Origin of the sequence: Campylobacter concisus (assembly GCF_902460415.1) — a bacterium.
GTDB classification, from domain to species: Bacteria; Campylobacterota; Campylobacteria; order Campylobacterales; family Campylobacteraceae; genus Campylobacter_A; species Campylobacter_A concisus_Y.
The window spans coordinates 121,600-145,389 of the sequence record NZ_CABPTY010000002.1 but is presented as its reverse complement, the minus strand read 5'-3'; the positions used below and the strand labels follow the sequence as shown (position 1 = coordinate 145,389).

General features: G+C 37.5%; 24 protein-coding genes and 1 pseudogene. 15 read left to right on the top strand and 10 right to left on the bottom strand.

Annotated features, from left to right (window positions below; translation table 11 throughout):
* Genes FZ940_RS04890 through FZ940_RS04880 form a run of 3 tightly spaced genes read left to right on the top strand, consistent with a single transcriptional unit; the run spans position 1 to position 3,096 of the window.
* Entirely contained in the window at positions 1–1,506 is a 1,506-nt protein-coding gene (locus tag FZ940_RS04890; protein ID WP_148821719.1) for a nickel/cobalt transporter, read from the top strand.
* On the top strand, positions 1,503–2,288 hold the full coding sequence (locus FZ940_RS04885; RefSeq protein ID WP_103641368.1) for a metal ABC transporter ATP-binding protein: 786 nt from the start codon (positions 1,503–1,505) through the stop codon (positions 2,286–2,288). Before FZ940_RS04890 ends, FZ940_RS04885 begins: the two co-directional genes overlap by 4 nt.
* 1 nt (position 2,289) lies before the next feature.
* Positions 2,290–3,096, top strand: a complete 807-nt coding sequence (locus tag FZ940_RS04880; RefSeq protein ID WP_054195991.1) for a metal ABC transporter permease — start codon at positions 2,290–2,292, stop codon at positions 3,094–3,096.
* Here the strand turns inward: FZ940_RS04880 and FZ940_RS04875 are convergent.
* Complete coding sequence (locus FZ940_RS04875) at positions 3,077–4,408, bottom strand: MATE family efflux transporter (protein ID WP_148821717.1); 1,332 nt, start codon at positions 4,406–4,408, stop codon at positions 3,077–3,079. The two genes, FZ940_RS04880 and FZ940_RS04875, sit on opposite strands and share 20 nt — an antisense overlap.
* Before the next feature lie 253 nt (positions 4,409–4,661).
* On the bottom strand, positions 4,662–5,108 hold the full coding sequence (locus FZ940_RS04870) for a type II secretion system protein (protein ID WP_148821715.1): 447 nt from the start codon (positions 5,106–5,108) through the stop codon (positions 4,662–4,664).
* Positions 5,109–5,249: 141 nt separating this feature from the next.
* Here FZ940_RS04870 and FZ940_RS04865 point away from each other — a divergent pair, with 141 nt between their 5' ends.
* Positions 5,250–6,122, top strand: a complete 873-nt coding sequence (locus FZ940_RS04865) for a cytochrome-c peroxidase (protein WP_148821713.1) — start codon at positions 5,250–5,252, stop codon at positions 6,120–6,122.
* Positions 6,112–8,532 carry a bifunctional diguanylate cyclase/phosphodiesterase gene (locus FZ940_RS04860; RefSeq protein ID WP_148821711.1) on the top strand — a complete coding sequence of 807 codons (2,421 nt, stop codon included), beginning with the start codon at positions 6,112–6,114 and terminating at the stop codon, positions 8,530–8,532. Before FZ940_RS04865 ends, FZ940_RS04860 begins: the two co-directional genes overlap by 11 nt.
* Before the next feature lie 3 nt (positions 8,533–8,535).
* Here the strand turns inward: FZ940_RS04860 and FZ940_RS04855 are convergent, their stop codons facing one another.
* A complete protein-coding gene (locus FZ940_RS04855) occupies positions 8,536–9,294 on the bottom strand; it encodes an exodeoxyribonuclease III (RefSeq protein ID WP_148821709.1) in 759 nt (252 codons plus the stop codon).
* Between the two features lie 53 nt (positions 9,295–9,347).
* Between FZ940_RS04855 and FZ940_RS04850 the strand changes: the two genes are divergently transcribed.
* Complete coding sequence (locus FZ940_RS04850) at positions 9,348–9,713, top strand: diacylglycerol kinase (RefSeq protein WP_054195985.1); 366 nt, start codon at positions 9,348–9,350, stop codon at positions 9,711–9,713.
* Position 9,714: 1 nt separating this feature from the next.
* Entirely contained in the window at positions 9,715–9,942 is a 228-nt protein-coding gene (locus FZ940_RS04845) for a replication/maintenance protein RepL (RefSeq protein ID WP_054195984.1), read from the top strand.
* A 27-nt stretch (positions 9,943–9,969) separates the two neighbouring features.
* On the opposite strand, the pseudogene FZ940_RS04840 reads toward FZ940_RS04845, so the two are convergent.
* From FZ940_RS04840 to rpsT, 4 genes and pseudogenes are all read right to left on the bottom strand, one after another.
* Positions 9,970–10,184 (bottom strand): annotated as a pseudogene (locus tag FZ940_RS04840) (FAD-binding protein); the annotation flags it as partial.
* 182 nt (positions 10,185–10,366) lie between these two features.
* Entirely contained in the window at positions 10,367–10,786 is a 420-nt protein-coding gene (locus FZ940_RS04835; protein ID WP_148821708.1) for a TOBE domain-containing protein, read from the bottom strand.
* 326 nt (positions 10,787–11,112) lie between these two features.
* Positions 11,113–12,180 carry a peptide chain release factor 1 gene (prfA, locus tag FZ940_RS04830; protein ID WP_103560224.1) on the bottom strand — a complete coding sequence of 356 codons (1,068 nt, stop codon included), beginning with the start codon at positions 12,178–12,180 and terminating at the stop codon, positions 11,113–11,115.
* 13 nt (positions 12,181–12,193) lie between these two features.
* Complete coding sequence (gene rpsT / locus FZ940_RS04825; protein WP_004317319.1) at positions 12,194–12,463, bottom strand: 30S ribosomal protein S20; 270 nt, start codon at positions 12,461–12,463, stop codon at positions 12,194–12,196.
* 157 nt (positions 12,464–12,620) lie between these two features.
* Here rpsT and glmM point away from each other — a divergent pair, with 157 nt between their 5' ends.
* From glmM to FZ940_RS04795, 6 genes are all read left to right on the top strand, one after another.
* Entirely contained in the window at positions 12,621–13,961 is a 1,341-nt protein-coding gene (gene glmM, locus FZ940_RS04820) for a phosphoglucosamine mutase (RefSeq protein ID WP_148821706.1), read from the top strand.
* On the top strand, positions 13,954–14,406 hold the full coding sequence (gene lspA, locus FZ940_RS04815; RefSeq protein WP_148821704.1) for a signal peptidase II: 453 nt from the start codon (positions 13,954–13,956) through the stop codon (positions 14,404–14,406). The genes glmM and lspA overlap by 8 nt, the downstream gene beginning before the upstream one ends.
* On the top strand, positions 14,396–14,758 hold the full coding sequence (locus tag FZ940_RS04810; protein WP_012000991.1) for an NINE protein: 363 nt from the start codon (positions 14,396–14,398) through the stop codon (positions 14,756–14,758). Before lspA ends, FZ940_RS04810 begins: the two co-directional genes overlap by 11 nt.
* 9 nt (positions 14,759–14,767) lie before the next feature.
* A complete protein-coding gene (locus FZ940_RS04805) occupies positions 14,768–15,202 on the top strand; it encodes a HemJ family protein (protein WP_004317437.1) in 435 nt (144 codons plus the stop codon).
* A 9-nt stretch (positions 15,203–15,211) separates the two neighbouring features.
* Entirely contained in the window at positions 15,212–15,757 is a 546-nt protein-coding gene (locus tag FZ940_RS04800) for an HI_0983 family protein (RefSeq protein ID WP_148821702.1), read from the top strand.
* A gap of 116 nt (positions 15,758–15,873) precedes the next feature.
* Complete coding sequence (locus FZ940_RS04795; protein ID WP_054195976.1) at positions 15,874–17,313, top strand: acetyl-CoA carboxylase subunit A; 1,440 nt, start codon at positions 15,874–15,876, stop codon at positions 17,311–17,313.
* A 40-nt stretch (positions 17,314–17,353) separates the two neighbouring features.
* On the opposite strand, the gene FZ940_RS09595 is transcribed toward FZ940_RS04795, so the two are convergent.
* A complete protein-coding gene (locus FZ940_RS09595) occupies positions 17,354–17,506 on the bottom strand; it encodes a hypothetical protein (RefSeq protein ID WP_262367599.1) in 153 nt (50 codons plus the stop codon).
* A 328-nt stretch (positions 17,507–17,834) separates the two neighbouring features.
* Here FZ940_RS09595 and FZ940_RS04785 point away from each other — a divergent pair, with 328 nt between their 5' ends.
* Both FZ940_RS04785 and gdhA read left to right on the top strand, forming a co-directional pair.
* Complete coding sequence (locus FZ940_RS04785) at positions 17,835–18,422, top strand: SMI1/KNR4 family protein (protein ID WP_148821701.1); 588 nt, start codon at positions 17,835–17,837, stop codon at positions 18,420–18,422.
* 194 nt (positions 18,423–18,616) lie between these two features.
* Entirely contained in the window at positions 18,617–19,975 is a 1,359-nt protein-coding gene (gene gdhA / locus FZ940_RS04780; protein ID WP_148821699.1) for an NADP-specific glutamate dehydrogenase, read from the top strand.
* Between the two features lie 1,290 nt (positions 19,976–21,265).
* Here the strand turns inward: gdhA and infC are convergent.
* On the bottom strand, positions 21,266–21,784 hold the full coding sequence (gene infC / locus FZ940_RS04775; protein WP_054195973.1) for a translation initiation factor IF-3: 519 nt from the start codon (positions 21,782–21,784) through the stop codon (positions 21,266–21,268).
* Positions 21,781–23,601 carry a threonine--tRNA ligase gene (gene thrS, locus FZ940_RS04770; protein ID WP_148821698.1) on the bottom strand — a complete coding sequence of 607 codons (1,821 nt, stop codon included), beginning with the start codon at positions 23,599–23,601 and terminating at the stop codon, positions 21,781–21,783. Before thrS ends, infC begins: the two co-directional genes overlap by 4 nt.
* Positions 23,602–23,790 lie beyond the last annotated feature (189 nt).

Sequence of the window (23,790 nt, the reverse complement as noted above, 5' to 3'; positions counted from 1 at the left end):
ATGTTAGCACGCCTGATTGTCATTTGCTTGTTTGCTATAAATGCCTTCGGGTGTGCTCTTTGCTCGCTTTATAGCCCGACCGCTCACGTGAGCGTAAAATTTGACTCAAACGAAAACAATATCTCTACAATTGCTTTTTCATGGACATTTTCGCAAAATTTCTCAGAGCTTATGAGGCAAAATTTTGACCTAAATCAGGATGAAAAGATAGATGAAAGCGAGATCAAAAAGATCCGCTTAAATTTACTTGATTATCTTGTGCCAAGGCATTATTTAACGAATATTGAGTACTTTTATAAGGATGAAAATGCTACAAAGCTTGAGCTAAATTTAAAAAAGTATAAACTTTATTTTGATGAGGGCAGATTAAAATTTGATGTTAGTTTTAAGACAAATTTGCTTATCAAAGATGGCTTTGTGGTGTCTGTTGAAATGGACGATAAAGAGGGATATTTTAATTTTAAATTTACACAAAACAACGCATTTTTAGTATCAGATCAGTTTTGGACGATACCAAATCCAAATGCAAATTTAATATTTTTTACATTTTCAAGTAAGGCTGCAGCCAAAGCTCATAACAAAAAACCTGCATTAAAAGAGCTTCTAAAAGAGCCAAACTCAGTAAATTTTGAAGATGAAAATTTAAGCCAGATCGATAAGATCGATGAGGCTAAGTTTGATCTTGTTTCAAAAACAAGTCTAAGCATGCTTGATAGATTAAAGCAAATTCTAAGAAATTTTGATCAAAAAAGTCCGCTAACTCTGCTATTTTTAGCGCTCATATCATTTGGTTATGGCTTTTTGCACGCTGCATCTGCGGGGCATGGCAAGGTGCTCACAAGCTCTTATTTTGCCGCAACTGGTGGAAGCTACGCCAAAGCCTTTTTCTTCTCTTTAAAGATCGGATTTTTACATGTTGTGGGTGCGTTTATTTTTGTGCTTGCTAGTTTTATGATACTACGTGAGATCAGTAGCGATCTGACAAAAGATACAGCAAGCGTTACGACAGCATTTTCTGGCGTTATTATCTTTTTTGTAGCGATTTTTATGCTTTATAAAAAGGTCAAAATTTATCTTTCAAGCAAAAAAGAGTTAAATAAATTTTATATTTTTAGCTCAAGTTTGAGCCAAAATTTGAGTAAAAATACAAAATTTACTAGCGACTGTGGCTGTAATATCTGTACTACAAAAAAACCAAAAAGCAAAGAAGAATGGCTGGTTGCGGCTGCTGCGGCACTTATTCCTTGTCCTGGCACGATACTTGTCTTTGTGCTAGCAAATGAGCTAGGCAGCTACTTTGCGGGCGTTATAAGTGGCGTATTTATGGCACTTGGCATGAGTGCAGTGATATTTTTAGCGGCTATTTTTGGAGCCAAGATAAATGAGAGCACAAACATTAAGCTAAAAAAGTTTAAAATCTATGCCGAATTTATGGCTCTTAGCGTTATGCTTTGGCTTGGACTTTTTATTTTTACTACGACATTTACGCAAAAGAGTCTGTTTTGAAAGAAATTATAAAAATTAGAAATTTAAACTTTAGCTACGATAAGCAAGTGGTTTTAGAAGGTATCAATTTAGATTATAGTAGCGATGAGTTTTTAGCTATTATCGGTCCAAATGGTGGCGGTAAAAGTACGCTTTTAAAGCTTATCTTAGGGCTACTTAAACCTCAAAGTGGTGAGATAAAGCTCTTTGGGAAAGAGCCAAGCGAAGTCAGTAAATTTATAGGTTATGTGCCTCAAAATTTTCTCTCGAATCAAAGCTTTCCGATGATGGTTTTAGAAGTAGTTTTAATGGGGCTAATCGATAAAAAAATTTTTGGTTTTTACTCGCAAGCTGAGAAACAAATGGCTCTTGCAGCCCTTGAGAAAGTTGGCATGAAAGAATTTGCAAGCGCTAGAATTGGTGAGCTAAGCGGTGGTCAAAGACAGCGTGTATATATCGCAAGAGCGCTTTGTGCAAATGCAAAGGTCCTCGTTTTAGACGAGCCAACAGCCAGTATCGATACAAAGGGCCAGGCTGAAATTTATGAAATTTTAAAAAATATAAATGCAAGTGGTGTTGGCGTAGTTTTGGTAAGTCACGATCTAAATATCGTGCTAAATTATGCTACAAAAATCGCCTATGTGAGTAAAAATTTACATATTCATAAAACTCATGAAGATACCGCAAAAAGAGAATTTATAGAGCATTTAGCAAAATCTCATAGCCATTTTTGCGATGTCGAGATCGCGCTTGGCGAATGTGAGTGCAAAATCAAAAGTAATGTTTTTAAGCTAAAGAGATAAAATGAGTGAAATTTTAGAGTTAAATTTTATGCAAAATGCCTTTATTGCTGGCATTTTAGTTAGTATTATTTGTGGGCTCATAGGCTCACTCGTTGTTATAAATAAAATGACTTTTATCGCTGGCGGTATCGCGCACGGAGCGTATGGCGGCATCGGACTTGCCTTTTTCTTCTCACTTGAACCACTTCTTGGAGCTAGTATATTCTCACTCTTTTTAGCCCTTATAATCGCCACTATCACGCTAAAAGACAAAACCAACATCGACTCAGTTATCGGTGCTATTTGGGCATTTGGTATGGCTATTGGTATCATTTTTATCGATTTAACTCCGGGATACAATGCCGATCTCATGAGCTATCTTTTTGGCTCTATCTTAGCAGTGAGTGGGCAAGATATAACATTTATGAGTATTTTAGATATCTTATTTTTGGCGCTCATTGCCCTTTTTTATCGTCAATTTGTAGCTATTAGCTTTGATGCAGAGTTTGCAAAGCTACGCGGCGTAAATACAACATTTTTTCACTATTTATTAGTGTGCATGATGGCACTTTGTGTAGTAGCTACGATCCGTGTTGTGGGGCTGATTTTAGTCATCGCTCTTCTTACTATACCGCCATATTTAGCACAAATTTTTGCCAAAAGACTGGGGCTGATGATGCTAATCTCCACTATCTTTTCAGTCGTTTTTTGCTTTAGCGGTCTATTTATTAGCTTTTATTTTAACCTAACAGGCGGAGCTAGCATAATCTTAGTTGCTTCACTTTGCTTTTTTGCTTTTTGTTTTAAATTTAAAAGCTTACGCCAGTAGCTCTTCTTAACTGATAAAGCGTCCAAAAGACGAAGCAAATAGCTGTGAGATAGACACTAAAAAATAGAGCCAGCCATATAAATTTTATCTCAAGACCAAAATAAAAAACTACTGCGTAAAAAAGTGATCCTTGAAGTACAAATTGCCTAAATCCATTTAGCAAAAAGATGGCCACTGGGCGTTTTACGGCCTGAAGAGTGCTGCCTGAGACATTTATCGTGCCATAAGCTACGTAAGCAAGAGAATTTATACCAAGATAAAGCCCTGCTATCTCCAAAACCATCGGCGTATCATCAAAAATTCTTATCATATCTTCACCAAAAAATCTAATAAAAACACAAGCAAATACACAATAAATAAGTAAAAAAAGAAGCGAAATTTTATAACATTGCTTAGCTCTTTTAAAATTTTTAGCACCATAGTTTCTTGAAACGATACTTAAAACTGCTGCAGCCATACCAATGGTCGGCAATACCAAAATTTGCTCTATCCTTAAAGCTATGCCATATCCTGCTACGGCATTTACGCCATAGTAGCTTATAAATTTTAAAAGCACAAGTGAGCCAAGCGACATCGATAGATAGTTTAAACAAGCTGGTAGAGCTTGCTTTGTAATCTTTGCCCAAATGCTAAAATTTGGCACAAAATAGCTTAAATTTCTTGGCTCGATCATCTTAGCCTTTTTAACTTTTACAAAAAGATAGATCATGCCTAAAAGCTGAACACTCGCTGTTGCTAGAGCAAGTCCTTTTACACCAAGATCCAAAATAAATGCAAAAAAGTAGCAAAAAAATGCATTGATAAAAAGGCCATAAAATAGCCAATCGCGGTAACTTTTTGTATCTCCAAGTGCCACAAGCACTCCGTTTAGAGATTTGATAATCAAGAAAAATGGTGCAGCAAGAAAGATAACACCCGCGTAATCAAGCGCTTCTTTTAAATAGTGATGATCAGCTCCTAAAAAAGTGAGCAAGTTTGGTGCTAAAAAATAGCCACAAAACCCCATAAAAATAGCAAATACCAGCACAAAGATAATTCCATTTGCCGCATAGAATTTAGCCATTTTTATCTTTCCTGCTCCAAGGCTATTGCCTATTAGCGCAGTTAGTGCTGAGCCAAAACCAAGCCCAATGCCTACGATACTTAGATAAAGCAAAAAGCTCATAGCCATACCAGCTACGGCAAGGGTAGAAATTTTTGCTGCAAAAAATGTGCCGGTGACGTTATAAAGAGTATTAAACATCATTGCGGTGCCAGCTGGAAGTGAGAGCGAGATGATGAGCTTGTTTAACGGGTCTTTTAGTAAATCCATGGTTTGATTTTACGTTTTTTATCTTTAAAATTTGTAAAGAATAAAAATCAATTAAATTTAATAAAAGGCCATTACTCATTAGCATAGTTAAGATTTGATATCTTTTGGCAACGCATTAAAACTTAGAAAGCTTATTTTTATGTATATAAATTATTTGTGTAAAAAATTTGTATTTCTATTAGTCTTTGTTATATTAGAAATTTAGTAGGCCAAATATCATAAAAAAAGCAAGGAAAGATACCTTGCTAAATTTTTATTTATATTTTATGCCCATGCCACCAAATTTAAGCGTATTAGCTGTCTTATTATCGCTACTTTCGATTAGAGCTTTAACATCTACTAGTCCTGGCAATCCCCAAACTTGTTCACAAAGACCACCTGTTTTTATAGTAATGCCTATTTCACCACTAGTGTTATTTCCAGGACGTACTTCTAAACACTCATCATTTTTTGCTTTTACTGGTATTTTTACATTTGACATTTTTTTAACAGCTTCTTTAATATCCGAATTACTAGCAAATTCGCCTTGTGAAGTGTAGTAAGAACCCAAGTCCGAAATAAGTGTTTGTATATTTGTAGCAGTTTTTGCTATCTCTGCATCATCCCTTGTTGCAGCTAATTTTGGTATAGCAACCGCAGCTAATATGCCCAATATAACGATCACGAAGATCAACTCAATCATCGTAAAGCCTTTTTTCATGACTTCTCCTCCCTGAAATATAAATATTTTCTAAATCGAGCGAATTGTATCATAAATTTCAAAAAAACAATGAAATAATGTACTATATAAAAAATCAAAAATTTGCCGATATAAAAAAGAAAATTAAAATTTAGGGGCGTTATGAAGGGCGTTATACTTTGTCTATTTATCATCACGATTTCATTTTGTAAATATGAATCTTATAAACCTCTCACGGTAGTAAAATATAATGAAGAAAAGGCTCTGCTTGGTAAAAAACTCTTTTTTGACAAAAGACTAAGCCCAAATGAAAACTACTCTTGTCAAACTTGTCACAACCTGTATTGGAATTTAAGTGGAAGCAACCAAGATAGCATGGAAAAAGGCACTTTAAATCCTCCAACAATATTAAATGCTGCAGCAAACTATCTATTTTATAGCGACGCAAGGATTAGCAATTTAAAAGATCAAGTAAAAGAGTCCATAACTTCTAGAATAGAACTAAACTCGGATAACGACAAGATAGTGGATTCTGTAAATAACATCTCTGAGTACAAAATTTTATTTAAAAAAATTTATAATGACGGCATTAATTTTGATAATATTGCAGATGCAATAGCTGAGTTTGAAAAGGCTGTCTTAAGTGTTGATTCGCCATTTGATCGTTTTATATCAGGTGATAACAATGCCATAGATGATAGCGCAAAGAAAGGATTTGAGATATTTAATAATATAGGCTGTGCTGCTTGTCATAATGGTAGAAATTTGGGAGGAAATTTGACACAAGATATTGGCCGAGAAAGAATTTCTGCCTTAGATACAAGCAAAAGATTAAGAAGAGTGCCATCACTAAGAAATATTACAAAAACTGCTCCATATTTATCCCATGGAGAGATAAATGATCTAAAAGAGGCTATAAGCTTTATTGGTAACTACCAGTTAGGATACGTTCTTAGCAAAGATGAAATTGATGCTTTATACTCTTTTTTTCTGACACTAAATGGTAAAAAGCCTAGGATACTAAATGAGTACTAAGCGAATAAAAACCATACTTAGCGTCTTAACAGCTATATTTTTCATTAGTGCATTTTTTATATATAAAGCAAATATAGCTATTGGTGCAGCTCATAAATTTGATGACGGGATTTTAAATCTAAAATTTATAGACAATGAGATAACTTTTTCTTTGAATAATATTTATGATATCTCAAACTACGACAAACTCAATGCTGACATAAATTCTTTTGATACAAATTTGAGTAACCTTTCAATGATTAGTGATGAGATGTTGTTATTTCATCAAAATGAAATAAAAAAAGACCTACAAAACATAAGAGATGTATTTAGTAAAAAAGTATTTTTTTTACAAAGATCAGCTTATGTAAACTCATCTATAGATTCTTATATCCAAATAAGTCAATATGAAATACAAAATCTCGCACTTTCAAATAAGCTTGAGCCTATATTTTATGCGATAAAAGGTGCTTTGATGCTTAGTCCTGAAGCAATAGATGATATTTCAAAGCAAATAAAAATGTATAAAAACGAGTATAAAGATAACCAAAAAGCTCAAAATGTATTAGACAAGATACTTTATGCAGCTCAAGCTACAAAAACATTACGTACAATCTCAAATAGTGTAAAAGAGCTACATCTTGATAATCTAATAGAAAATTTTAGAAACAAAATCCTAGAATTTCACTCTGATGAGGTGAATAAGGCAAAAATAGCTCAGAGAATTTGCTTGCTTACATTTATAATATTTTGTTCATTTGGTCTCTATCAAATTAAAATGGCCTCAGAGCGTTTAAGACAGATAAAACTCCTAAGAACGACAGTCGAAAACGATCATAGCTCTATTATCTATTGCGATAAATACAATAGAATTTCATACGTAAATAAAACCTTTGAAGAAAAAACTGGCTACAAGCTAAAAGAAGTAATAGGCAAAAACCCTAGAATACTAAAATCATATATGCACCCGCAAAGCTTTTATGAATCCATAAAAGAGGCTGTGCAAAAATCTCTACCTTGGGAGAGCGATGAGCTTATAAGCAGAACAAAAAACGGTAATTTTTTATATGAAAAGGTAAAATTTTCACCATTTTTCTTTAAAAATAAATTTGAGGGCTATATAGCGGTAAAACTTGATAGGACTAAAGAGACGCTAATACTAAATGAACTAACTCAAAAAAATGAACAAATAAAAATACAATCTTCAATCGATAAGCTAACAGGCTTTGGTAACTACTTTGCTTTAACTGAAATTTTAGACGCGCAAAAAGATGGAGTGCTCATTTGCTTAAGCATTAAAAATTTTAAAATTTTAAGATTCTTTTATCAAACTAAGATTATCGATGCAATGCTAAAAGCAGTTGCTGATACACTAAAGCTTTGCATAGATACTTCTGAGATAAAAGCAAAGCTATTTAGATTTCAAGATGACGCATTTTATATATGGTATGAAGGCAATAATATCGTAAGAGATATTGAATATATTAGAGAATATTTTGGCTCAAATAGGATAAATGTCGCTATTGATGAAAAATTTGAAAATTTACCAGGCATAAAGATGGTGTTTGGTGTTTCATTACCAAATGATACCCCACAAACTAACCGCCTAATGCAATCAGTCCTTGCAAATCAGCTCGCAATAGAAAATGGTAGCAATATTTACTACTATCTAGAAAATGACGCCATTGAGATGAAATATCACAAAAACCAGCTAGCAGTCCAGCTAATCGAAGATGCGTTAGAAAACGATAGAGTCATCGTAGAAGCACAAGGCATCTTTAACTTAGAAGAAAATGAAACTGAAGCAAAATATTATGAAGTTTTAGTTCGTATAATTGATCAAAATGGCAAGATTCATTATCCGGGCGAATTTTTAGATATTGCCATGAAAACGCAACTATATCCGCAAATAACCAAAAAGGTGATAAGTCTTGCGTTTGATTTAGCCAAAAAATATCCAGACTATACATTCTCCATAAATTTATCTAATACAGACATAGCCGACGCTAGTATGAGAGAGCTTATAGAAAATAAACTAATCGAGTGCAAAGATCCTAATAAAATTTGCTTTGAAATGCTAGAGAGCGAAGAGCTTAGCGACTATGTTGCGGTAAATTCTTTTATAAAACGCGTCAAGGGCTATGGATGTAAAATTTCAATTGATGACTTTGGCTCAGGATACTCAAACTACTACCGAATTTTGGAGCTTGATATAGACACCATAAAGATAGATGGCTCGATAATCAAAAAGCTTCCATTTGACGAAAATGCTAGAGTTCTAGTAGAAACCATCGTAAGCTTTGCAAAAAAACAAGGCTACAAAATAGTAGCCGAGTTCGCAAGCTCAGAAGAAATTTTAAACCAAATCAAAAATTTTGGAATACCTTACGCACAAGGTTTCTTGCTGGGCAAGCCTCGCAGAATGGAATAGTGGCTAAATTTCTATATCTATCCCAACTGGGCAGTGATCGCTACCTGTGATCTCTGGCAAGATAAATGCGTCTTTTAGCCTATCTTTTAATCCTTGTGAAATAAAGAAATAATCAATTCTCCAGCCGACATTTTTAGCCCTTGCATTAAAGCGGTAGTTCCACCACGAGTAAGCGTCCGCTACGTCGCCATTTACGGCTCTAAAGGTATCGATAAAGCCACTTTTTAGCACCTCATCGATCCATGCTCGCTCGATAGGCAAAAAGCCAGAAGTTTTGGCATTTGCCTTTGGATTTTTAAGGTCGATCTCACGGTGAGCAGTATTTACATCGCCACAAAATATCACCTCTTTGCCGCTTTTTACAAGTTCTTTGCAGTAAGCTAGAAATTTCTCGTAAAAGTCCATTTTATAGGCTAGGCGCTCGTCATCCTTTTGTCCGTTTGGAAAATAGATATTAAAAAGTATAATATCGTCAAATCTATGTTCCAAAACACGCCCCTCCGTGTCATCAAAAAAGGCTGCCTTTTGTGTAGAAATGTCAAAATTTGCTAGGCTCATCACGCCAGAGTATCCGGCCCTCTCGCCTGAGTTTACGCGTATATCTTTAAAGCCAAGGTTGTAAATTTCCTTTGGCACGTCACTTTCTTTGACTTTAATCTCTTGAAGCGCTAAAAAATCAGGCTTTTGCTCCGTAAGCCACGCGAAACCATCCTTTGTTACAAGTGCTCTAAGGCCATTTACATTCCAGCTAATAAGTTTCAAATTTCATCCTTTTTTTAATTATAATTATGCCAAAAATCACAAAAAGGAAAATTATGAGAAACCAGCCAGAGTATAAATTTTTTAAAAATTTTGGCTATGCAAGAGAGGGTTTGGCTGAAATTTTTAAAAATGAAAAGAGCTTTCGTATAGAAATTTGCATATTTTTATTAGCAGCACTATCGCTATTTTTTTGGAATTTTGACCTTGTTTTTAATCTATTTTTGATTTTTAGCATGGCATTTGTGCTAGTTTGCGAGTGCCTAAACTCAGGTTTAGAGCGAGTAACTGATCTTGCAAGCCCAGACTATCACGCCCTAGCAAAGGCAGCAAAAGATGCAGGAAGTGCGGCTGTGATGATCGCAAATTTCTTATGTGGCGCGCTTTGGTGCGTGGCGATAGGATATAAAATTTGGAGCTAGCATGAATGAAGAAATTTATAAGGCAATCATTGGCGAGAAAAAGGTAGAAATTATAAATTTGCTAGTTAAAAGCTGCGATAAAAATGGCTTTATTGTAGTAAAAATTTCAGAAATTTGTGAAAAGCTAGATGTGAGCAAACCAACCGTAATAAATACCTTTAAGCTGCTTGAAGAGAAGAAAATTTTTGAGAGAGTGAAAAATGGAGTTTATAGATTTAAAAATTTATAGTGGCGAGCAAACGCCTGCCACATCTTTTTAACTGATACTCTCAGTAGTGATCATGCTAAATGTCAAGCGGTCAGTTATCACGACTGGGCCTAGACGAATGTCTCATGAACGACACCTACATTCTCGCCAGATGCATATAAATTTGGTATAGGCATAGCCGTTTGAGAGCTTATGACTTGGGCTTTTGTGTTGATATTTAACCCGCCCATTGTGTGGTGAACTTTTGGCGTGCCATGCTCTGCTTAAAATGGCAGATAGGCTATAAAAGTAAAAAAATAATATAAATTTTAGTTATAAATTTTCTAAAAAATATTCACTACGACTTATTTAAATTTATAATTTCGTTGATAAATTTTATAGTATTTTAGATCTTAGTTTAAGAATGGGATTTAGTTAGGAGAACGGAGCAAAATTGCTCCGTAAATTATTTAACACCAACTATGATTTGAGTTGCTTTGATAATTGAAGTTACTTTATCTCCTGCTTTTAAAGCTAGACTACTAACTGACTCTCTTGTGATGATAGCAGAAATTTTGCTGCCATTTACATCGATAATAACTTCAGTATTTACAGCTCCGTCTTTTATCTCGCTAACAACACCTTTGATTTGGTTTGTAGCGCTAAGTTTGATGCTGTCGTCTTTTGAAACGATAACGCTTGAAGCTTTGAATAAAAAGATAGCTTTTTTGCCAACTTTAAGATCAAGACCTTTTTCACTATCAACTGTAACAGTTGCTTTTAGCACCTCGCCACCTGCTAGTTTGCCAGATATTAGCGAATTTACCGCACCTGTTCTTACCTCTGTGATCTCAACATTTAGTTGATTTCTTGCACTTATTGACATTTTGTATCCTTGTTTTGAATTAAATTATGGTGAAATTGTAAGGTAGAATTATTAAGCAAAACTTAAAAGCTATTTATACAAAATTATAATATCAAAAATAAAAATTTTATACTTTTAAATGCCCTATAAATCGCTATTTGAGAAATAAAATCTAAAAATTTAATTTATATTATTTTGAAAAAAATGAGAAAAAATATTACTAGCTACTACTTCTAAATATCTATTTTTATAAAATTCTTGTAAATTTGACTTTAAAGCTTGGTAAATTTAAAAGTATTTTTAGGTAAAGAAATAAATTATAAAATTTGAAATAGAAATTTGAAAGTTTAAATGCCAGCTTCTAGCATAGCTTCTGCTTGATAATGCGTAATAAGTGGCTCGATGATCTCGTCAAATAATCCAGCAGCCATAATCGCATCAAGGCGGTAAAGTGTTAAATTTATACGGTGATCGCTTATGCGGTTTTGCGGATAGTTATAAGTTCTTATCCTGCCTGAGCGGTCTCCAGTGCCGACCTGACTCTTTCGCTCACTAGTTTCTTTTGCAAGTCTCTCTTGCTCTTGCATCTCGTAAAGTCTAGCTTTTAGCACCTTCATCGCAGCTTCTTTATTTTTGTGCTGACTCTTGCCATCTTGGTTTGTGACAACAAGTCCAGTTGGTATGTGCGTGATCCTAACGGCACTATCAGTTGTATTTACTGACTGACCGCCATGGCCTGAGCTTCTCATCACATCGACTCTTATATCATTTGGATTGATCTCGATCTCACTATCCTCAACCTCTGGCATGATAGCCACAGTCACAGCTGAAGTATGCACCCTGCCCTGGCTCTCAGTCTCTGGTACACGCTGAACTCTGTGTGTACCACCTTCAAATTTTAGCCTTGAGTAAGCACCTTTGCCTTTTATAAGCACGATGATCTCTTTAAAGCCGCCAGTGTTACCCTCACTTTGGCTAACGATCTCAAATTTATATCCTCGAAGCTCCGCATATCTAATGTAAGCATTAAAAAGATCTCCAACAAACAGCGCAGCCTCATCACCACCAGTACCTGCACGAATTTCTAAAAATATATTTTTATCATCGTTTGGATCTTTTGGAAGAAGTAAAATTTTTATCTCTTCTTCAAGCTTTTCTCTTGAAATCTCTAAATTTTTAAGTTCTTCTTTTGCTAGCTCTCCGAGCTCAGAGTCCTCAAGTAGGGCTTTATTTTCATCGATGTCTTTTAAAATTTCTAGATATTTTGTTGCAGCAGTTGCGACTGGCTCGATAGATGATTGCTCTTTTGAGAGCTTTGTCATCTTTTCGATATCGTTTGCTATATTTGAATCGCTAAGAAGCGTAGAAATTTCATTATAGCGATCCAAAAATGGATGAAGTTTATCAGCAAACATTAAATTTTATAGATTAAGCAGCTTTTAGAGTATTTACTAATTGTGCAAGACGACTAACACGGCGAGCAGCAGTTTGTTTCTTCAAAAAACCCCTACTTACGAAGCTGTGGATGCTTTTGTTAGCAACTTTTAAAGCTTCATTTGCAGCATTTAGATCTTTAGCTTCTACAGCTACACGCACTGCTTTTGTGATGTTTTTAAGTCTAGTGCGGTAAAATCTATTTCTCTCAGTTCTTTTTATAGTTTGTCTAGCTCTTTTTTCAGCAGATTTATGGTTTGCCATAATATACCTTTTTGAATAATTTTAGTCGGTGATTATATTAAAGATATAATAAATTTAACCTTAATTTAAGTCATCCTTAATGAAAGTAAAATTTTAGATTTTAAATTAGGTAAATTCTGATAAAATAGCACAATTTTATAATAAAAAGGATAAATTTATGAAACTATTTGGAACGGATGGAGTTCGTGGAAAAGCTGGTGAGAAGCTTTCAGCTCAAACATCTATGCGTCTTGCAATGGCAGCTGGAATTTATTTTAGAAAGACCTCAGCGACAAATGTGATTTTAGTTGGAAAAGATACAAGAAAAAGCGGCTATATGATAGAGACTGCCATCGTTGCAGGGCTAACTGCAGTTGGCTACAACGTCCTTCAAATAGGCCCTATGCCAACACCTGCGATCGCATTTTTAACAGAAAATATGCGCTGTGACGCTGGCATAATGATAAGCGCCTCACACAACCCATACTACGATAACGGCATCAAATTTTTTGATAGCTTTGGCAACAAACTTGATGAGACGATAGAGGCTGAGATAGAGAAAATTTTCTACGACGACGAGCTCATCGCAAACGCCCAAAAGACGATGACAGAGATCGGTGCAAACAAGAGGATCGACGATGTTATCGGCAGATATATCGTGCAGATCAAAAATTCATTCCCAAAAGAGCTAAATTTAAAGAATTTACGAGTAGTTTTAGATGTGGCAAACGGAGCTGCTTACAAGGTCGCGCCAACTGTATTTAGCGAGCTTGGAGCTGATGTCATCGTCATAAACGACGAGCCAAATGGTAGCAACATCAACCAAAATTGTGGCGCGCTTCATCCAGAAGATCTAGCAAGCGAAGTAAAAAGGCTTCGTGCCGACATCGGCTTTGCATTTGACGGCGATGCTGATAGGCTTGTAGTAGTTGACGAAAACGGCGAAGTTGTGCATGGCGATGCGATACTTGGTGCGTTGGCTGCATTTTTAAATGAGCAAAAGGCTCTAAAAGGCGGAGCCATCGTAGCTACGGTAATGAGTAATGCTGCACTTGATGACTATCTAAAAGCTCATAAGATCAAACTACTTCGCTCAAACGTAGGCGATAAATACGTGCTTGAGATGATGAAAGAAAATGGCATAAATTTTGGTGGCGAGCAAAGCGGTCACGTGATATTTAACGACTACGCTAAGACTGGCGACGGCCTTGTTACCTCAATGCAAGTTGTTGCGATGATGCTTAAAAAAGGTAAAAAAGCTAGCGAAATTTTTGGTGAGCTAAAGCCATATCCACAAATTTTACTAAATTTAAAGATCACAGAGAAAAAGCCACTTGATAAGATAGAGGGGCTAAAAGAGCTTGAGGCTAGCCTTGCAAAAGAGGGCATAAGATCGCTCTTTAGATACTCTGGCACTGAAAATTTGATCAGACTTTTGCTTGAGGGCAAAAATCAAACTTTAGTTGAAAAACGCATGGATGAAGTTGAGAAATTTTTTGTAAAAGCCCTAAATGCGTAAAAGCTTAGTTAAATTTTTCATAGCGTTTTTTCTCATTTTTATCGTTGATCAAGCGATAAAAATGATATTTATAGATGGCTTTTCGTGGGAGGGTGAGTTTTTCTCGCTAGTTCTTACATATAATAAGGGCGTTGCATTTTCGATGTTTGCCTTTTTAGATGAGTGGCTTAAATTTATCCAGATCGCCCTCATTTTAGGCGTTTTTGTCTATCTAGTCGTTGAAAAAAAGCTGCTTTACTCGCATGCCATTTGGCTTGGAGCTTTGCTAGGAGCTGGCAGCTCAAATATCACAGATAGATTTATCCATGGCGGCGTTGTGGATTATGTCTTTTGGCACAAATGGTTTAACTTTGCGGTCTTTAACTTCGCTGATGTGATGATCGATCTTTGCGTTGTGATGATACTTTGGCAAAGTTTTAGAAAAAGGAGAGAGAGTGGGAAATAATATCTACGTCGCATACGCGCTTTGGCTACTTACTGGCTGGCTTGGAGCGCATAGAATTTACCTTGGTAAATTTATCACTGGCTTTTTGATGATGGGACTATTTTTTGTTGGCTACTCTACGTTTTATTTCATTATAGGCATACCATTCTTAGCTATCTGGGGCATTTGGTGGCTTATCGATGCATTTTTAGTTGGTGCTTATGTCGAGAAAAATTTACAAAAAGTCGAACTAAAAGAGAGACTAAAACTAAAAGACAAAGAAGATGACTTAAAAAGGCTTTACGAGCTTTTTGAGAGTGGTGCGATCAGCAAGGCTGAATTTGAAGCTAGAAAAGAGATACTTTTTAGATAAGGAGACGTTATGGCAGAATATTATCTTTACTTAAAATACCTCCACTATTTGTTCTTCATCTCGTGGATGGCAGTGCTGTTTTATCAGCCAAGACTCTACGTTTATCACGTAGAAAATATGGACAAGCCAGACTTTGTCAAAGTGGTCGAAGTGATGGAGTACAAGATGTATCACTACATTGGTTGGGTCGCGCTGATTGGCTCATTTGTCACTGGTATATTGATACTTATCGCGATGCCTGATCTTATAAAAACTGGTCACATCCATGTCAAAATTTTAGTTGTCATCTTGATGGCTATCTATCACCTAGACCTTGGACGTTACATGAAGCAGCTCAAAGAAAAGCGCTGTAACAAAAGTGGCATCTTCTTTAGAGCTTACAACGAAGTGCCAACTATCGCGATGCTTATCATCATATGGGTCATGATAGTAAATCCATTTTAAGGGAATTTGATGAAGAAATTTTTAGCATTTATTGCTTTGCCGGCACTCTTGCTCGCAGCTACTCAGTACTTTGAGCCGGTGCAGATAAAATTTGACAACAGACTCTACTCATTGGCATATTCAGCCAAGCCTGTGCCAAATTTATTCACACAGGAGTACTTGCTCCCTGGTGAGAAGCTAGATAGTTTTAGCTACATGCTCTCGCTAAATACGCTTAAATTTGACGCTACAGTCGAGCAAGCAGTCGAGCAAAAGATAAATGATCTAAAAGAGCTAAAAGCAAAAGGGCTAAAAGTGGCTTATAAAAAGGGCTCACTAGCAAATGAAATTTATCTTGATATCACGATATTTTCAAACCTAAATGGCGTGCCAACAGCCGAGCACTCGATATATCGCTACACCAAACAAGGCGGAAATTTAGTCCTTTTCACCATCCAAAGGCGCGCTTATAAAAAAGAGGGCATTCAAAGATTTGCTGCAAATTTCACGATCGAGTCGCAAGATTTTAGCAAAAAAGCCCTAGCCACACCTTTTCCACAAATCATCAATAGATAGAAAAACTTGAGTGTAAATTTAGCCTTTGCACTCAAATTTTAAAACCAGACTTAATAAATTTATCTAAAAATAAAACGAATAGTTATATGATAGGAAAAACTCAAAAAGGATAGCCTATGATACATAAAATTCTTATTGCAAATCGTGGTGAGATCGCAGTTAGGATAGTCAGAGCTTGTAGGGATTTACACATCCAAAGCGTAGGAATTTACACAGCGCCAGATAGCGAGTGCTTGCATGTAAGGATCGCTGATGAGGCCTATCAAGTGGGCGAAGATCCGATCAAAGGTTATCTTGACGCCAAAGCTATCGTAAAGCTTGCTAAAGAGTGCGGAGCTGACGCGATACACCCAGGATACGGCTTTTTAAGCGAAAACTACGAATTTGCAAAGGCGGTCGAGGACGCTGGACTTATCTTTATCGGTCCAAAGGCTGAAGTGATCAGAAAAATGGGTGATAAAAATATCGCAAGATACCTGATGAAGAGAAACGGCATACCAATCGTTCCAGGCACAGAAAAGCTAAATGACGAGAGCATGGACGCCATAAAAGAGCACGCTAGACGCATCGGCTACCCAGTCATCTTAAAAGCAAGTGGAGGCGGAGGCGGACGTGGCATCAGAGAAGTTTGGCAAGAAGAAGATATGCAAGATGCCTTTGAGTCGTGCACCAGAGAAGCAAAGACCTACTTTAACAACGATGAGGTTTTCATGGAGAAGCTTGTCGTTAATCCTCGTCACATCGAGTTTCAAATTTTAGGTGACAACTACGGCAATATCATCCACCTTTGCGAGCGTGACTGCTCTATCCAAAGGCGCCACCAAAAGATCATTGAGATCGCACCTTGCCCATCAATTAGCGAAAATTTAAGAAAGATAATGGGCGTGACCGCAGTGGCCGCTGCAAAGGCTGTGGGCTACTCAAATGTAGGAACGATCGAGTTTTTACTAGATGACTACAACAACTTTTACTTCATGGAGATGAACACTCGTATCCAAGTGGAGCATGGCATCACCGAAGAGATCACCGGCCACGACCTAGTTGTTAGACAGATAAGGATCGCAGCTGGCGAGATTTTAGAAATCGAGCAAAGTGATATAAAGCCACGCGGCTACGCGATAGAGGCGAGGATCACGGCTGAAAATGTCTGGGAGAATTTCATCCCAGCACCAGGCACGATCGAGGGCTACTACCCAGCTCTTGGCCCATCTGTACGTGTCGATAGCCACGTCTATAAAGACTACACCATACCACCATTTTATGACTCTTTGATCGCAAAGCTGATCGTAAAGGCAACCGATTACGACCTAGCGGTAAATAAGCTTGAAAGAGCACTTGAAGAATTTACCATCGAAGGCGTGCGAACGATCATCCCATTTTTGCTAACGATTAGCAAAAGCAAGGAGTTTAGACGAGGATTTTTCGATACTAGCTACGTTGAGAAAAACTTAAAAACTATCCTTGAAAACACCTATGATGACATGAACAAAGAGCCAAACGACGACCTAGAAGAAGTCATCGTAGAGGCGATAAAAAGATATAAAAAGAAGAGATAAATTTATCTCATTATGGCTTTGGCGACAAATTTCGCCAAAGCTAAATTTCCACGCAAACTGTATGCGTCTTGGCTTTATCATTTGCCATAGCGTAGAGCTTGCCACCGCTTACTAGTATGATCTGATCTGTGCTAAGTCTAAATTTCTCAAACTCTATCTCTTTTAGTAGCAAGCCATTTTTAGCGCTTATCAAAGCTGGCTTATTTTGCGGTTTGCAAGCAAAATTTGACCATTAACCCAAGCAAAGTACTCCGCGCCACTTGTTTAAATTTAAATATCACCTCGCTATTTTTGCATCCACGGCATAGAGATGTCCGCCATTGCTAGCGGTGCCAAAGTAAAGCATTCGCCCTCCTTAACATCTCGCATTTAGTGATTGCTAGTTTTTTTAGTTATCTATGCTAGCTTTTTAAATTTATGAAGATCGTAGTCTAAGTTTGGCGGCAAATGGGTCAAAATTAAAAGCGCACCGAGTTAAATTTGATAAAATTTGCCAAAATTTAGCAGATTAAAGGACTGATATGTTTTTAAAGTTAAACCAGATAGCTCAAAAGTTAGATCAAATTTTCTTACCGCTAGAGCAAGAGGGTATGACTGGCATGAGACTCTTGCTTCAAAATGATGTTAAAGCTACCACACAAGCACTTAAAAATGCACAAAAGGCTCTTGGCGTAAATTTCCCAGCTAAATTTACAAAGCTTTTAAGCAAATTTGACCTTGGAAATTTTGAAATTTGCAATGTCAAATTTGGCTCCAGAGGTGACTATGCAAGCGATATAGTACGACTAAATAGCGTAGATGAGTTTGGTGGCAAATGGTGGAGTGGCGAGGCTCGCCCTTTAAATTTGATAGTCTTTGCCATGGGTGATCCGTGGATATTTTTGCTTGATTGCACGAGTGGCGCGGTCTATGCATGGCTCTTTGGAGATGAGGAGCTTTGCGGTAGATGCATCGCAAGCGACTTTGAGAAATTTTTCATAGCACTTGCTAGCATCGATATAGCAAGGCTAAATGAAGAAACCCTACCATCAACCGAGCAAATCCTAAAATTTGTCCAAGCAGATGGTAGAGCCCTTCTTTTCTGGCAAGAGATAGCATATGAAATTTAGCAAAATTAGGCTTCTTAGCCTAAAATCTCTTTTATAAATTTATCCTAGTGATCGAAACAAAAACCACTTTTTATAAATTTAGTTTCGATATGTAACGCTCATCGCCTAAAATAAAAATATAAAAATAAATTTAAATAAAAATTTTTTCTAGCCGAGCTAATATTTAACTACAAAAAAAGGAAAAAGGAGCAAAAATGAGCGAGTACATCGAACAAACGATGGAGTGGATAAAGAAGACCAACCCAGGTCAAGGCGTCTTTGTCCAAGCTGCGACTGAGGTTTTAAACAGCCTAGAGCCGCTTATAAAAAAAGAGAGCAAGTACCAAAAACACGCGATCCTAGAGCGTATCGTCATCCCTGAGCGCACGGTGATCTTTCGCGTCACGTACACGGGCGATGACGGCAGACCGCAGGTAAATAACGGCTACCGCGTGCAGTTTAACTCAGCCGTGGGCCCATACAAGGGCGGTCTAAGGCTCCACCCTAGCGTGGATCTTGGCGTGCTAAAATTTCTAGGATTTGAGCAAATTTTTAAAAACTCGCTCACGGGCGTAAATATCGGCGGCGCAAAAGGCGGCAGTACCTTTGACCCAAAAGGCAAGAGCGAGGGCGAGATAATGCGCTTTTGCCAAGCGTTTATGAGCGAGCTATACCGCCACATCGGCAACACCGTGGACGTGCCCGCAGGCGATATCGGCGTGGGCGCGCGCGAGATCGGCTATATGTTTGGGCAATATAAAAAACTCACGGGCAGATTTGACGGCATACTAACGGGCAAGGGCCTAAACTGGGGCGGTAGCTTAGCGCGCACGGAGGCGACCGGATACGGGCTGGTATACTTCACGCAAAACATGCTGCAAAAAGCGGGCCTTGGGCTAGAGGGCAAAAAATGCAGCATAAGCGGTAGCGGAAACGTCGCCATCTACACGGTAGAAAAGCTCTATCAAGTAGGCGCGCTGCCTATCACGGTTTCTGATTCAAACGGATACGTTTACGACGCCGAGGGCATCGATCTAGCCGTCCTTAAAGAGATAAAAGAAGTAAAACGCGCGCGCCTTAGCGAATACATCAAATTTAGACCGAACGCAAAATACGTAAGCGTGAGCGAGTACAAAGAGGGCAGAAACGGCGTGTGGGACGTGCCGTGCGACGGGGCATTTCCGTGCGCGACGCAAAACGAGCTACATCTAGCTGACATAAAGACACTCTACGCTAACGGCTGCCGCTTCGTGGCTGAGGGCGCAAATATGCCAAGCACGCTTGATGCGATAAATTTCATGCTAGCACAAAAGGATTTTTACTTCGCTCCGGCAAAGGCGGCAAACGCAGGCGGCGTGGGCACAAGTGGCCTTGAGATGATGCAAAACGCCGGCATGACTTCGTGGAGCTTCGAGGAGGTCGATCGCAGACTTCATGGCATCATGAACCACATCTTTGAGCTAAGCTACGAAACGAGTAAAGAGTTTGGCAATGAGGGCAACTTGGTGCTTGGCTCAAATATCGCTGGCTTTAGAAAAGTGGCCGATGCTATGATAGATCAGGGATATGTGTAGGGCTGATTTTGCTCTTAGCTCTATAAATTTACGTCCAAGTTAAATTTGGACGTAAATCAATATGGAATAGTTTTAGGCTTTTAGTTAAAAAAGAATTTGCCTTTCGTATGGCAAATTTTACTGACAAACTATTAAAATTTACGCTAATTTGAAGTATTTTATGCAGCGTTCGTTTTGACAAATTCGCGGTGGTGTGATATATGTGGATTTGAAGCTCGCCTAAATTTAAAGTATTTACACTAAGTTGGCGAGCAGATCACTATTTTTAGAGCATTTAATAGAAAATTGTCAAAAAAGCTGGCGTGGTGGCAAATGGTGGAGTGGCGAGGTTTGTGCAATAAATTTGAAAGTTTTTGCCATTGATGCTTTTGCTTGATTGCACGAGCGGTATGTTTATGTGTGGCTGAAATTTTTAGTAGGCGCGTTGCGAGCGAGAAATTTTTATAGTGTTAGCTTGCATCGATATAGCAAGGCAAAATGAAGAAGTCCTGACAGAGAATGAGCAAACACTAAATTTTATCCAAGCAGATTATAGGGCATTTGATTTTTGCCAAGAAATGGCTTATAAAATTTAGTAAATTGATGCTCACCCAGCCTAAATTCTCTTTTATAAATTTAAACTACAAACAAGCGAATTTTTTAGCAAATTTATACAGCTACTAGGCGAAATTTAGCTTAAAATGCTAAGCATAAGTACCATAAACTTACAAATTCACAAGAAGTTATCAAATTTACTCTAACAGATTACCCTTACCTAGCCAAATTTCAGCAAAGCGGTCCATGTAATGGTTTGCAGAAAAAGGATGAAGCAAATTCTAGTAAGCAAAAATTAAAATTTGCTCCATTTAATCCACGAACAAGCAAATTTATCGTCAAATTTGGTCGCCACATAAAACCAAGAGTAGTCAAAGCTTTTTGTAAAAAAGTATTATTAAAGCGATATCCCATTGCCAAATTTAGCTAGATATTAGGCAAAATTTAGCTTAAAAATACTCACGCAAGCACTAAAATTTTGTAAGCTCACAAGAAATATTTTCAACACAACATCCATACGAGCGATAACAAAGCGGGTAAATTCCAGCAAGTAAAGACCAAAATTTACTAAATTTAAACCACATCCAAATTTTGCCTATCAAATTTAACCATAAGGTATATCAACCCTGCAAACGCCTTTGCGTAAATTTAACACATACAAAAATGATAGGATTTTGGAAAATAGTTATTTGTGAGTTTTTGTATTAAAAATTTAATGTAACAAAGAGCAAACCCTAGCCTGCTCTTTGTGAAAATTTAACCCTTTTTTGGAGTTACAAGCATATTTACATAACGACCTTCTATCATAGGTTCTTTATCGCGATCAGCTTCATTTTTTATCATTTCCCAGACCTTCTCAAGCATAGCTACGCCAGCTTCTGGCGTGCTCATCTCGCGACCCTTTAAAAAGACACGAAATTTAACGTGTTTGCCATCTTGCAAAAACTCGCTTGCGTGTTTAACCTTGTAGTTTATATCGTTTTGGGCGATCTTGACAGAGAGTTTTATCTCTTTTATCTCGATGGTTTTTTGCTTTTTTTTAGCTTCTTTTTGCTTTTTCTCTTGCTGATAACGGAATTTACCATAGTCCATTATCTTGCAAACTGGTGGCTTCGCATCTGGCGCTATAAGAACTAGATCAAGACCAAGCTTATTTGAGATCTCTAAAGCCTCTTCTCTTGAGATGACACCGTATGCTGTGCCATCATCCCCTACACATCTTACCTCTCTCGCCCTTATGTCCTCATTGAGCAATACTTCATTTTCCTTACTCAAAAATGTACCTCACTAAGTTTCTCCTTCGTTAAATTTATAAATTCCGCCAAGCTCATATCGCTCTGCGTCCTAGCCTGTCTGTCGCGTAGCGCAACGCTCTTGTTCGCTACTTCGTTGTCTCCTAGCACGACTATCATAGGCACCCTTTGTTTTTCTGCCGTTCTTATTCTCTTATTTAAACTCTCATTTTTACTTGCGATCTCGCTATCGACGTTGATCTTTCTTAGCTCGCGTGAAATTTCTTTTGCATAGTCTAAATGTGCGTCGCTAATAGGTACAATGACGACTTGCGTAGGAGCGATAAAAAATGGTAGCTCACCAGCAGTATGCTCAAGTAAAATTCCTATGAATCTCTCAAAACTGCCAAGCAGTGCTCTGTGAAGCATTACGGGGCGTTGTCTTTCGTTGTTTGCATCGATGTATCCTAGATCAAAGCGCTCTGGCAAGTTAAAATCAACTTGTATCGTGCCGCACTGCCACTTTCTCTTAAGCGCATCAGTGATCTTAATGTCGATTTTTGGACCGTAGAATGCGCCGCCGCCCTCATCGATACCGTATTTAAAGCCATTTTCATCAAGAGCTTCTTTTAGCGCTTTGGTCGCCGTTTCCCAAATTTCATCTCCGCCGATCGCTTTTGCAGGCTTGGTTGAAATTTCCATCTCGTAGTGGAAACCAAAATTTTCCATTATTTTGCCAGCAAATTTCAAAATTTCTAGGATATTTTCTTTGATTTGACTTGGCATACAAAAGATGTGCGAGTCGTCCTGGGCAAATTCGCGAACTCTAAAAAGTCCATGTAAAACGCCGCTTTTTTCATGGCGATGCACTACGCCGTATTCGAAAAATTTAAGTGGCAAATCGCGGTATGAGCGGATGTCGCTTTGATAAACTTTGATGTGACCAACGCAGTTCATCGGCTTTATGCCATACTCCGCGTCGTCAATCGTCGTAAAGTACATATTTTCTTTATAGTTTGCGTAGTGGCCGCTTCTTCTCCACACGTCAGCCTTTAAAAGCTCAGGTCCTCGCACTGGCTCGTAGCCACGTTCGCGGTGAGCTTTGTATAAAATTTGCTCTAACTTAGAGCGCAAGCGTCCACCATTTGGTAACCATATCGGCAAGCCGCCACCCACTTCTTCATCAAAAGTAAATAACTTCATCTCAACGCCAAGCTTTCTGTGGTCACGCTTTTTGGCCTCTTCGATGATTCGGATGTGCTCTTTTAAACTCTCTTTATCTGCATAAGCTGTGCCGTAAATTCTAGTTAGCATCTCACGGCTCTCATCGCCTCCAAGATAAGCTCCGGCCACGCGTGTAAGCTTGAAAAATTTTAAAAATTTAGTATTTGGCACATGTGGTCCACGGCAAAGATCTTCAAAATCACCTTGCGAGTAGCTGCTCACTTCACCATCTGGAATTCTTTTTAAGACCTCTTGCTTTAGGTCGTCATCTTTAAATTTATCGCTCATATTAGCTTTAGTTGAGCAGGTTTTGACGATGTCAAATTTCTTCTCAGCAAGCTCTTTCATTTTTTCTTCAATCGCAGCTAGATCGCTCTCGCCTAGTTTCGTACCCTCATCATCAACTCTAAAATCATAATAAAATCCATCTTCTACATTTGGTCCGACAAAGAATTTCGCCTTTGGATAGAGTGATTTGATAGCTTGTGCCATGAGGTGTGCACAGGAGTGTCTGATAACGTGTAGTGCTTCTTTTGAGTTGTCAAAATAGATAGGCTCAGCACTACTTTCTCGCCCTGCGATACTTTGAGTATCGACTATTTCGCCATTTAGTTTGTATGCGATGATATCGCTCATTGTTTTTCCTTATATCAAATTGTCTTTTTTACGATAAAAGAACGATTAAGGATTTTATCTAAATGGGCTTTAAGCTAAACTTAATATTTACTAAGCAAATTTTTATAAATTCTTTTTAAATCTACAAGCTTTGATCTATAAATTTATTTATAAAATATATATATTTATATTTAAATATGTAAATCCCTA